The 11,867-nt window shown below is 60.4% G+C and carries 7 protein-coding genes; 5 read left to right on the top strand and 2 right to left on the bottom strand.

Translation table 11 applies throughout. The annotated features are described in order from the left end of the window. Positions 1-90 precede the first annotated feature (90 nt). A complete protein-coding gene (locus Q0526_RS06820; protein WP_298731894.1) occupies positions 91-6,216 on the bottom strand; it encodes an InlB B-repeat-containing protein in 6,126 nt (2,041 codons plus the stop codon). A 285-nt stretch (positions 6,217-6,501) separates the two neighbouring features. Here Q0526_RS06820 and Q0526_RS06815 point away from each other — a divergent pair, with 285 nt between their 5' ends. The 5 genes from Q0526_RS06815 to Q0526_RS06795 all read left to right on the top strand — a co-directional run bounded on the left by Q0526_RS06815 (position 6,502) and on the right by Q0526_RS06795 (position 11,252). After that, a complete protein-coding gene (locus tag Q0526_RS06815; protein WP_298731896.1) occupies positions 6,502-7,176 on the top strand; it encodes a response regulator transcription factor in 675 nt (224 codons plus the stop codon). After that, positions 7,173-8,528 (top strand): ATP-binding protein, encoded by a 1,356-nt coding sequence (locus Q0526_RS06810; protein ID WP_298731891.1) that lies wholly within the window; start codon positions 7,173-7,175, stop codon positions 8,526-8,528. Before Q0526_RS06815 ends, Q0526_RS06810 begins: the two co-directional genes overlap by 4 nt. A 148-nt stretch (positions 8,529-8,676) precedes the next feature. Beyond that, positions 8,677-9,108, top strand: a complete 432-nt coding sequence (locus tag Q0526_RS06805; RefSeq protein WP_298731890.1) for a hypothetical protein — start codon at positions 8,677-8,679, stop codon at positions 9,106-9,108. Positions 9,109-9,276: 168 nt separating this feature from the next. After that, positions 9,277-9,747 (top strand): hypothetical protein, encoded by a 471-nt coding sequence (locus tag Q0526_RS06800; RefSeq protein ID WP_298731888.1) that lies wholly within the window; start codon positions 9,277-9,279, stop codon positions 9,745-9,747. Positions 9,748-10,043: 296 nt separating this feature from the next. Continuing rightward, positions 10,044-11,252: an IS110 family transposase gene (locus Q0526_RS06795; protein ID WP_298731886.1), complete on the top strand. Its 1,209-nt coding sequence runs from the start codon at positions 10,044-10,046 to the stop codon at positions 11,250-11,252. A 304-nt stretch (positions 11,253-11,556) separates the two neighbouring features. Here the strand turns inward: Q0526_RS06795 and Q0526_RS06790 are convergent. Next, positions 11,557-11,867 (bottom strand): hypothetical protein (locus Q0526_RS06790; RefSeq protein WP_298731884.1); only part of this gene is annotated, 311 nt, incomplete at its 5' end.

Below are 11,867 nucleotides of genomic sequence, written 5' to 3'. Positions count from 1 at the left end.
TGCGCTGCCGGGGGGCTGCTTTTGTCTGGCGGGTCAGGCCCGCGTCAGGGGGCGTTGCCGGGGCGTGCGCCCCAAGGGGGCGCGGCCGGGTTACTTATCCTGATTCTTGTTTTTGCGGCGCAGCACCAGCAGCACCACAACGGCGGCTGCTGCCAGCAGGGCCACGACGATCAGTGCTTCCACCGGCATCGGGTCGCTGGTCTGGGGTACTGCGGAGCCGGCGGCGTTGGAAGCGCCGGGGGCGCCGTTGGCCGCGGTATCCTCGGCAGGGGTCTGGCTGCTGCCGTTGTTCCCGCTGCCGGTATTGCCGCTGTTCCCGTTGCCCGCATCGGAACCATCGGAAGGCTCCGAGGGGGCCGTGCGGTCACAGTAGGCCACTGCGAAGGGCGACAGAGAGTGGACCGTCACGGTCAGGCCGTCGGCCGTGTACAGGATATCGGAATCCTTAAAGATCTCCATTTCGCCGTTGTCCTTCATATGCACAACGGTGAACATATGATCGCCGCCGGTGATCGTTTCGCCGGTCGCCTCGTCGGTGGGGTAATCAAAGGTGACTTTGAGACCCTCGGCGGGGAAGTTGTCGGCCGTGACTTCGATCTTGCGGCCTTCTTCATCGACCAGGTAGAGCGTGACATCATAATAGAAGATGCCGTCGGCGGACTGTTTCAGTTCCGCTTCCGCGGAGAGCTTCATATCCGCTTTCAGCTCGTCTACCGTGTCGTACTTGTCTTTCAGCCCGGCGGGAACTTCCGTCAGATCTTCGATCGCCAGATCGGGTTTGCCCCAGCCCGCGTACAGGGTCATGTTGTCCATGATGGGGGTGCTGAAATCGAACGGCTGGGTCAGATCCTCGTCGGTATACCAACCGGCAAAGAAGAAATCCTCCTTGACCGGGTCGGCCGGACGGTTCACCGTGGCGCCCTTCAGGACCGTCTTGGCGTTGACGGCGCTGCCGCCGTTGGTATTGAACGTGACGGTGACGACCGCGTCATCGCTGCCTGCAACTGCCAGCCAGCTGATGACGGGGGCCTGGGTGCCGGTAGCCGTGAGGGTGTAGCTGATCTTCTGCGGCTTATCCAGCGTAAACTCGTAGCTGGGGATGATGTCGCCGCTCTTGCCGGTCAGGTTGATCGTGCCGGAAGCCAGCACCGTGCCGTCCTCGGCCGTGACCGTGGCAGTCATCGGGCGGTCCATGCCCCACCATTCGCGGTGGGCGGAGGTGAGGGTGTAGGCGCCCGCAGGCAGCGTCAGCTCATAGGTCAGCGTTTCGCCGGATGCATTGTCGTGGCCGTAGATGCCGGTATCGGTCTTGTCGGCAGGGGAGCTGGAAGCGCGGGTACCGGCGTCGGTATCCACCAGACCCCAGGCGCCGTCCTCGCCAACAAGCTGGTCATACCTGTCGTTGAGCAGCTGGTCGCCCAGCAGCGCCTTGACGGCATCGTAGGCCGGGGTGCTCGCCTGCGAAGCGGGATCGCCGCTGACCGTATCAATGAAGTAGGCGGTGCCTTTGGGCACGATCTCGACCGGGATCGTGACGCTGAGCGGCACGTCGATGGCGGTCAGGCCGCCTTCCACGCTGCCGGTGACATACGCGGTGCCGTAGGGGGTGCTGTAGTCGCCGCTGCGTTCCCAGGTGATGCCCTTGGTCACGACCTCGCCGCCGCCGGTCTTGACCTCGACCTGCGCGGGCAGGCTGGCGGAAGGTTCGCCGTCCACAAAGGCGGCCAGGGTCTCAGGCAGGTCGCTCTCGATAGAAACAAGGATATCGTCGCTGGCGGGGAGCGGCCCGCCCAGCGTGTAAAGGGCGTCGATGACCAGCTTGCCGCTGTTGACGACGACCTTGACGGTGTGCTTGGCGTTTTCCAGGCCGGTCAGGGTGTAGGTCTCGTACCGGCGGCTGCTGGCGGTGGTGGCAACATCGGTGGCCACCTCTTCCCCGTCCACATAGACGGTGAGCTTTGCGCTGCCGTCGTTCACGCCGGTGATGGCAAAGCCGGTGCCCGCCACCGGGAAGGTGAAGGTAAAGCTGGCGCCGTCCGCCGTGTTGGTGCTGGTGGTGCGGTACCAGTCATCCGCGCTGCCGCCGCCGGGGCCGGGGATGCTCCAGCCGCCCGCATATTCAACGCAGTCGTCCTGGCCGTCCACCATACTGGTGGCGTAGGGAATGGTGCCGGGGATGGTAGTGACTTCGAGGTTGTCGAAGTAGACCTTGTTCCAGCTGGAGCTCAGCTTGACGCGGCCTGCATCGAAAGGCGCGGAATCGGCATAGGTAAAGACGGGTTCGCCGTCGATCAGGGCGGTGATGCTGCTGCCGTTGGCGGCGACTTTCAGGCTGTAGCTGCCGTCGGGGTCGGCGGTCACATTGCCGCTGCCCAGGGCGCTGCCGCCGCGCAGGAACTCCCACTTGCCGTTGCCGTAGATGCGCAGGGTGTAGCCGTCCTGGTTCCAGTTCATGCCGGTCTGGCTGCGCACGCCCAGGCCGGTCCAGACGTTGGCGTCGGCATTGGGAATCTGCACGTCCACGCTGGCCTGATAGTTCATCCAGCGGAAGTCGCCCACGATGGTGGCGGGATCGCCGCCGTTCCACTGGCTGACGCCGGCGTTCAGTTCCTGCGCCAGACGGCCGTCCTCGACCACCCAGGCGCCGTGGCTGTCCAGCAGATAGCGGGGTTCGTTGCCGCGGGCGGTCAGGTAGGGAACGTCGGTCTCTTTTTTGGTGACAGCGTTGTACTGCTTCATGTCGCCTTCTTCTTCATAGTCGAAGTCGTCGGCGTAGAGGTACTCGTCCTCGGTGTTGGCGTTCTTGCCGGTGGAATCGGTATCCAGAATAGTGCGGTCCTCGGTACGGATGCCGTCGGCGGGCATGGCCAGTTCCTCGCTGGTCTTGTATTCGTCCAGCGTGGTGGCGGTCACGATGCTGTACGCGGGGATGGTGACGAGCCAGCCGCCGTTCTCGCCGGGCTGGACGGTCGCACCCTTCTGCATGTAGCTGTCGGTCTGGGTGACCCAGGTCTGCAGGCTCTTGGCTGCGGCCGCGGGCAGATCCTCCACGCTGATCTTGAAGGTCTTTTCGTTCTGGGTGTTGTTGACGAACACCACCGAGAAGTCCTCGCCGTTAGGCGCGGCCAGGGTCAGATAGCTGGCGTCGCCGTTGATGCCGGCGGTGGCGTGCTCATTGTCACTGCCGCCGAAGGAAGCGTGGCTGGCGCCGGCGATCATGCGCCAGATGGTGTTGTTGTTGGGGTCATCATCGGGCGTTTTCTCCCAGCCGGTGACGGCAAAACGGGAGAAGTGCGCGATCATCTGCAGGGCGGGATCGTAGTGGATGTAGCCGCTCCAGGGATCGCGGGCGCTCAGCAGTTCCTTGTGGGCGTACTGAATGCCCTCATAGAAGCTGCCGATGGCGGGCTGGAAGATGTAGTGCGAACGGCGGGACGCCATAAAGGCGTTGGGGATGCTGTCCGCCAGGGCCAGCGGGCTCTGGTAGCCGCCGATGGTGTTGGCGCCGTAGCCGTTCTGGGTGTCGGCGGTCTTGTTCTCCTGCAGTTCGGAGTAGCCGAAGGTGGCGCAGCCCTCGCTGTACCAGACTTCCTTGTCATCCACGTCGGCCATCGTCACATAGTCGTCGGTGGCGTTGGTGCGGTAGTGGAAGCCGATAATGTCCACGGCGTTGTACAGGTCCTTATCCGCGCGCATCGAGGGGACGATCTGCAGGCCCTTGTTTTCGTCCGAAGCGATGATGCGGATATTGTTATAAGCCTGCTTGGCGTCCTCGGTGAAGTAGGAGGGGAACTCCGTTTCGTTGGCGACGCGGTCGGCGAACCACTTGATGAAGGCTTCGTCAGGGTCGCCGGTCTCGTTGGTGTCGGGGTTCACGAAGTCCACCACGTAGCCGAATTTCTCGTAGGCGTCAAAGATGGTCTCTTTGTACCATTTGTACATGGCTTCCCAGCCCGCGCCGGTGCGATCGCTGTCCCACTTCTGCTGTACCCAGGTGGGCATGCCCCAGCGCAGGATGCTGACCTTGACGTCGGGGTTGATCTTCTTGGCGTCGGCGGCCATGACGAAGCCGGGGGAGCGGGAAGCGTCGGCGTCCTCGTTCTCATAGCGCATGGTGCAGGCTTCGGCGCCGGTGGAGTTGTTGCCGTCGTTGCCCATCTCCATCTTGATATGGGTGAACAGCGGATGTTTGCCGCCGAAGAGATACTCCATCATCTCCCAGTAGGCGTCGGGGTTTTCGGCTTTGTAGTCCAGCAGCAGGTTGCTGGTGGAGTTGCCGTTCAGCATGCCCCAGCCCTTCCAGGTCAGGCCGTTGTCCTTCACGTTGGCGGCGTCCAGGTCGGACTTTTTCAGGACGATCTGGCCGGGGATCGCAACATCCAGGGCGGTGTTCAGTTCATTGGCTGCATCGTCCACCTTGCTCTGCTCGTCCCAGGCGGGAACATTCTCCAGCAGGGCCTTGGCGGCCGCCAGGGCTGCGCTCAGGCGTTCGGGCACGGCGTCCGCGTCGATGTCGGTGCCGATGGCTTCCTCAGCGCGGGTGACGGCTTCCTGCAGGGCAAGGGTGTCGGCAAGCAGGTCGTCCTTGGCGGCGGCGCGCTTGGCAGTTTCCGCTTTGGCATCCTCCGCGGACATGGCGTAGTTGCCCACGACGATGTTGTCGTAGGTGCCCTCCTGCATATAGCTGGTTTTGAAGGTACGGGACAGCATGGCCGAGATGCCGTCCATCTCGCTGAACTTGAAGCCCAGGTCGGCCACGCTGCCGGCCAGTTCGCCGTCGATGTACACTTCGACCGCGCCGTTGCTGCCGTTATCCTCATGGTAGACCACAGCGACCGAGTTCCAGTCGTTCTGCTTGCAGCCGGTAAGCGGCACGGAATTGGCGCTGACACCGCCGTCTTCACTGTTGGTGCCATAGCCGAGCTTGCCGGTCCAAAGGGCAAGGCGGAGTTTGTTGGCTTCTGTGCCGATGGTCAGCGCGGCACGCTTGGCGTTGTTCCCGTCGGTGTCGTCACCGCTGGGCGTGGTGGGGTTCACGTCAAACAGCACCGTGAAAGCCTTGGACTTGAAAACATCGGTATCCGCAAAGGATGCGTGATATTTGTTTTGGTTGTCCCACTGGGTGTTGTTGACAAACACCTTGCCCATGTTGCTGGTGTCCTTCGCCACAGCGCCTTCGGCATAGGTCAGGCCGTCGGTCTCTTCCAGTGCTTCGGACAGCGTGGGTTCGGCGGGTTCCTCCTCCACAAAGGGGGCGATGCCCACCCAGCTGATGACGGGGGCCTGATTGCTCGTGGATTTGGAGGTGAGCGTTACGGTTTGGGCTTCCGTCAAAGTAAAGTCAATCGTGCTGGTAAAGCCTTGATCGATGGCGGTGAAGGTTTTGGAAGTCGTTCCCAAAACGCTTCCATCCTTATCGGTAAGCTGGACTTCGATTGCACGGTCGTCTTTATCCGGCTCGACCGACCACCACTCCCGATGGTAAGAGGTGATGGTATAGGAACCGGCATCCAGTGCAAACTGGTAGGTCAGCGTAGCGCCGGTGGCGTCTGCGCCGTAGATCCCGGTATAATCTTTGCTGGCTTCGTTTCCGCTGGCGCTCTTGGTGCGGGCATCGGTTTCCACCAGGCCCCAGGTGGTGTCCTGAGTCTTGCGCTGGTCGTACCGGTCGTTCAGCAGCGTGCTGTCGGCCAGTGTGTGGATCACATCGAACGGTTCGGTGGTTTCAACGTCGGTCATGTTGCCGCAGTAGGAATCCACAAAATAGACCGCGCCTTCCGGCACGACCTCTACGGTGTAGGTGGTGCCGTCGGTCGCCTCGGCGGTCACGGTCTCCCACGCGGTGTCAAAGGTGTCTGCGGTCACGCCGTCCACCCAATCGATACCTTCAGGAACGGTATCGACCCAGGTGGCGATGTGGGTGTTGCCGGCTTCCTCCGCAAGGGCCTCTGCGGCCGGGTCGGGGGTTGGCGTTGCCTGCGGGGCGGCGTCCGTTTCGTCCGTCGCGTCCGGCTCGCTGCCGGGTTCGGCGGCGCTCTCCGGGGTCTGCGTTTCTTCAGGGGCGGCGCTCTTTTCGCTGTCGGACAGGTCCCCGCCAGCAACTTCTGAAGCAGCAGAAGCTGTATCAGAATCGATACCGGGGGGGGGTAATTCCTCGGCGAACGCCGCAGTCGGCACCATACCGGCTACCATTCCGGCGGCCAGCAGTGATGCCAAAAGGCGTTTCCCCTGGTTGCCAAGTCTTCTCATTGCCTTTTACATTCTCCTTCTTTGTGTCTGAAATTCCGCGCGGGTTTGGGCATACGGAACGAAATCCGCGCGCGGTGCACAGAATTATTATAAAAAACGCCGAAGCGGTTGGACATGGAAAAATCCAAGATTTTCCTGTCATTTTTTGATCTCTCGCCCGCCCGCGCCCCAAAAATCCCCGGTCATTCTCATGCAGCGTTCATCTTTTTGTGGTATGATGGTGGAAAGTACGAACACAAGGAGGAACGAACCATGCGCATCCTGGTGGTGGAGGACCAGCCGGAGATGAACGCCCTGCTGGTCAAGCAGCTCACGGCCGCCCATTACAGCGTGGACGGCTGCCTGAACGGGAACGACGCGCTGGAATATCTGGCGGGCGGGGAATACGACGCCGTGGTGCTGGACGTGATGCTGCCGGGGGTGGACGGGCTGGAGGTGCTGCGCCGCCGCCGTGCCGCCGGCGACAAGACCCCCGTGCTGCTGCTGACCGCGCGGGACGGGGTCGAGGACCGGGTGCGCGGGCTGGACAGCGGCGCCGACGATTACCTCGTCAAGCCCTTTGCGCTGGCCGAACTGCTGGCCCGGCTGCGGGTGCTGATCCGCCGCCGCAGCGACCAGGTCAGCGACGTCATCACCGTGGGGGACCTGCGGGTGGACTGCGCCGCCCGCACCGCCGCCCGCGGCGGGCAGGGCATCCCGCTTTCGGCCAAGGAGTTCGCCGTGCTGGAATACCTGGCCCGCAACGCGGGGGTGGTGCTCTCGCGCGAGCGGATCAGCCACGGCGTCTGGAACTATGACTACGAGGGCGGGTCCAACGTCGTGGACGTGTACATCCGCTATCTGCGCAAAAAAATCGACGAAGGGCGGGACCGCAAACTCATCCACACCGTGCGCGGCGTGGGTTACGTTCTGCGGGAAGAACCATGAAACGCTGGACCATCACCGGGCGGGTCACGCTGCTGTACACGCTGTTCATGGTGCTGCTGGCGGGCATCGCGCTGGGGTTCCTGTTTTTTGCCGGTGCCCAGAGCGCCCGGCAGGGCAAGCTGGCCCGGATGCAGGCCATGGCCGCCGCCAGCGGCCGGGAGATCGACGCCCGCGACGGCGAACTGGAGATCGACCGCGACCTGGAAGCCTTCGACGACGGGGTGTACCTTTCGGTCTACGACGCAAAGGGCGTGCCGCTGTACGGCTTCGTGCCGCGCAGTTTTGACAATTCCGCCGTGTTCGCGGCCGGGGAACTGCGCACGGTGGAAAGCAACGGCCACACGTGGTATCTCTACGACGAACCGTTGCAGGTGGACGAATACGGCACGCTGTGGGTGCGCACGGTGACGGCCGCCGACGCGGTGGACAGCACGCTGGGCGCGCTGCTGCGCGCGGCGGTGCTGGTATTGCCGGTGTTCGTGGTATTGGCGGCGGTGTGCGGGTATCTGGTGACGCGGCGGGCGCTGCGCCCGGTGCGGCAGATCACCCAGACCGCGCGGGAGATCGGCGCGGGGAACGACCTGTCGCGCCGCATCGGGCTGGGCGACGGCCGGGACGAGATCCACACGCTGGCCGGGGAGTTCGACGCGATGTTCGCCCGGCTGGAGGATGCCTTTACCCGGGAAAAGCAGTTCACCGACGATGCCTCCCACGAACTGCGCACGCCGGTGGCGGTGATCCTGTCCCAGAGCGAGTATGCGCTGGACCACGCCGAGGACCCGGCGGAAACGCGGGCGGCGCTGGAATCCATCCATGCGCGCGCGGGGGAGATGGCGGCGCTGCTGTCGCAGTTATTGCTGCTGGCCCGTGCGGACAAGGGCCGTCAGCCCATCCACCGGGAGGCGCTGGACCTGAGCGAGCTGGTCGCGATGGTGGCCGAAACCGAAGCGGAACAGGCCGCGGCGCGGGACATCGCGCTGCATACCGAGATCGAGCCGGGCGTGATGGTGCAGGGGGACGAAACGCTGCTGATGCGGCTGTTCATCAACCTGCTGGAAAACGGCATCCGTTACGGCAGGCCCGGCGGGTGGCTGCGGCTGACCCTGCGCCGGGACGGGGACACGGCGGTGGCCGTGGTGGCGGACAACGGCATCGGCATCGCGCCGGAAAACCTCGAACATATCTGGCAGCGGTTCTGGCAGGCGGACCCGGCGCGCAGCGGCGGCGGGGCCGGGCTGGGGCTGGCGATGGTGCGCTGGATCGCTGAGGCCCACGGCGGCACGGTCACGGTGGAAAGCACAGTAGGGGAAGGCAGCGCGTTCACGTTTACGATGCCTGTTCTACTTTCTTGACTTACTTTCTTGAAAGAAAGTAAGCAAAGAACTTTTAATTAAAATCGCACATTTGTGCGATTTTGGATAGAATTTCTTTGGTTCTTTCTTTGCAAAGAAAGAATAGGAAAACAAAAACGGTAAGCCTTTGTAGGAAGGGGGCAACGGCATGAAAAAGGCCCTTCGGCGGGCAATCATCAACACGATGATTTATGTGGGAATTGACCTGGCTGCATGGTTTGGGCGCCCGATCCCGTTTCTATGGTTTAGTGTCTGTACCGTGGTATATTACATGGGGGTCTTGGTGATCCTGGGTCTGGCCCTCAGGGATTTCAAACGCGAATTGAGCGTTCTGTGCCCGGAGATCTACCGAAATTGGGATCAGTTGCTGTACGGGGACCTTTTTATGCCCCGGAGCAAGCAGCTCGAAGTTTACGCGTATATGCGGCAGGAAATGCGCAAAAGCCCCCGCAAGACGGAAAAGACCGAGGACATCGTGCGCGGAACAGAGGATTGGTGCGTTTGGGGCGTTGGCTTGGGGCACTGGCTTGTGTGCGTGATCAGTATGTGCGTAATGGGCCTTAACGGGAAGATAGGTTGAATGGCCCGCCGTATATGCTTGTGGGGGCTCTGGCCTTACTTTCTTGGAAGAAAGTAAGCAAAGAACTTTCAATTAAAATCGCACATTTGTGCGATTTTGGATAGAGTTTCTTTGGCCCTTTCTTTGCAAAGAAAGGGCAGGGAAAAACGACCAAAAGGAGGATGTTCTATGAAAAAGCCCGTTTTGATCGCATTGACCTTCGTTCCCGTTGCGGTGGGGGCGGTCGCGAACGTCACGCTCGCGCTGCCGGGGATCGGCTCCGTCCTGTTCGTGGTCCTGCCGCTGCTCACCACCGTGTTCTGGGCCTGGCTCGGCGCCCGGTACGGCAAAAGCGCATGGAAGCCCCTTCCGGCCCTGCTCATCGGCAACGCCGTCGGCATCGTGTCCCTGCTGGTGTACCTGTGGCAGTACCTGCTGGTCCCCGCCGCCGCCCAAAACCTGGCCCTCGTCACGGCCGCACAACTGTTTCTGGACGCCGCACCCCTGTACCTGCTGGGCCATCTGGCAGTCCTGTTTGAAGCGCAGCCCCAGACCGTGGGCACCGCGTCCATGGCCGCCATGCACGTCCTTTCGTTTGTGTATATGGCGGTGGTCTTTGGGCTGGGCTTCCTCTGGGGCAGAAAAACAGGGCGGGGCTGAACTTACTTTCTTGCCTTACTATTACAATAAATTTGGACAGGAAAGCCGGGCAGCCAGTCCGGCTTTCTTTCCATCTCGTGCCTAAGCTACAATAAGAGGAGCAACTGGTTGACGATGCCTCGCTTGGGCTAACAAGTCCGAAAGAAAGACTGTCAGCCATCCTCTTGTTGTAGCGTTCGATTTGAGCAGGTTGAGCCTACCGGGATGCCGGGGAGTTCGCGTCACCCAATAGATTGAATCGGCAGCGAGAAAAAGATGGGTTCCGGTTGCGGATTCTTTGTATTGGGGGAATGTGAATGAACTGTGTTGGCATTGATGTTTCCAAGGGTAAGAGCATGATTGCAGTCATGCGCCCCTTTGGAGAGGTGGTAGTCTCGCCCTTTGAGGTGCTTCACACCAACAGCGAACTGAGCGAACTGGCAAGGCTGCTCAAAAGCCTGGATGGTGAGACCCGTGTGGTGATGGAATCCACGGGTAATTACCACGCGCCAGTGGCCTGGCTGCTCCACGACGCGGGGCTTTATGTCTCCGTAGTCAATGCAATGCTGGTGCATGACTACGGGAACAACAGTTTAAGGCGGGCCAAGACCGACAAGAAGGACGCCGTGAAGCTGGCCAACTACGGCCTTGACCACTGGCTCACACTGCCGAGATATGTTCCGGAGGAGAATACCCGGATCATGCTGAAGACCTGCTACCGGCAGTACCAGCAGTATTCCAAAGTACAGACCATGCTGAAGAATAACCTGATTTCCCTGCTGGACACCACTTTTCCAAACGCAAACCGCCTGTTTACCAGTCCGCCCCGCGCCGATGGTAGCGAGAAGTGGGTGGACTTTGTAGCCGCTTTTTGGCATTGTGAGTGCGTCTGTGGCTTGTCCGAGAAGGCCTTTACCGCCAAGTACCAGAAGTGGTGCAGAAAGCTCGGCTACAATTTCAGCGAAGATAAGGCGCTGGACATCTATACCTTTGCCTGTGGACAGTTCGGTGTCATGCCGAAAACAGATACGGCAAAATTTTTGGTGGAACAGGCTATTTCCCAACTTCGGACAACTTCCGCCGCGTTAGCTGCTCTCAAGCAGGAGATGCAGTCTCTGGCAGCTTCTCTACCGGAGTATCCTGTGGTAATGGAGATGTTTGGCGTTGGTCCAACCCTCGGCCCCCAACTCATAGCTGAAATTGGCGATGTGCGCCGTTTTCATTCCAAAAAAGCACTGGTGGCATTTGCGGGCATTGACGCCCCGCCCTACCAATCTGGCCAAATGGATGTCCGCAGCCGTAGCATTTCCAAGCGAGGGTCTGCCTCGCTGCGCAGGACGCTCTTTCTGGTGATGGGCGTCCTCCTGCAATGCGCTCCGGTGGATGAGCCGGTTTACCAGTTCATGAACAAGAAACGCTCTGAGGGCAAGCCCTACCGAGTTTACATGATGGCCTCTGCAAATAAGTTTCTGCGCATCTACTACGCCTCTGTGAAAACCCACCTGGATTCTTTGGAACACGACTGATTTTCTTGTGCTATACCATCAGGCTAGCCGCCGTTTTAATTTTGAGATGCTCAGCGGCTTGATTTTGTGTTGCCTTTTTCGTTGCTTCCAAAAACTGAAATTTCTACTTGACTTTTGTTAGCAGGTCTTTCTGTATGTGGTATATACTGTAATCTATCTACAAAGCCGGAAACATGTTCCCAGCCGGGTAGCAATGCGGATAAACAAAAAAGCCCGATCCTTGGCTTCGGTAAGCCAAAAATCGGGCTGCTGGCTGTATCATTATCTATTTCGGTCTTCGCTCTATTCGTTGCCTTTCGCCTTTCTACATATTGCACAAAATATCAGTCAGAATTTCTACGCCAAAAACTCCACCTTTTTTCAGAAAACGTAGAAAAAGGTGGAGATTCTCCCCTTTCAAAGCCCGAGAAACGACCTTCAAAGCTGCGCGTAGCCCCTGAACCCCTGCTGTTATCCCCTGCGTTATCATTTGACCAACGGCAAATTTTTGAAGGGCAAAAACGCCACTTTCTTTCGCTGCAACGACAAAAAAGTGGCCGTTATCCAAAACGACCACTTGACTTGGAGGTGACGACCAGATTTGAACTGGTGAATGAGGGTTTTGCAGACCCTTGC

The organism is uncultured Subdoligranulum sp., assembly GCF_937890665.1.
This window is presented reverse-complemented; position numbering and strand designations above follow the sequence as displayed.

Excerpts from the sequence above, each read along its gene's own strand:
- Q0526_RS06815 (WP_298731896.1), top strand. The coding sequence starts at position 6,502 with ATGCGCATCCTGGTGGTGGAGGACCAGCCGGAGATGAACGCCCTGCTG.
- Q0526_RS06810 (WP_298731891.1), top strand. The coding sequence starts at position 7,173 with ATGAAACGCTGGACCATCACCGGGCGGGTCACGCTGCTGTACACGCTG.
- Q0526_RS06805 (WP_298731890.1), top strand. The coding sequence starts at position 8,677 with ATGAAAAAGGCCCTTCGGCGGGCAATCATCAACACGATGATTTATGTG.
- Q0526_RS06800 (WP_298731888.1), top strand. The coding sequence starts at position 9,277 with ATGAAAAAGCCCGTTTTGATCGCATTGACCTTCGTTCCCGTTGCGGTG.
- Q0526_RS06795 (WP_298731886.1), top strand. The coding sequence starts at position 10,044 with ATGAACTGTGTTGGCATTGATGTTTCCAAGGGTAAGAGCATGATTGCA.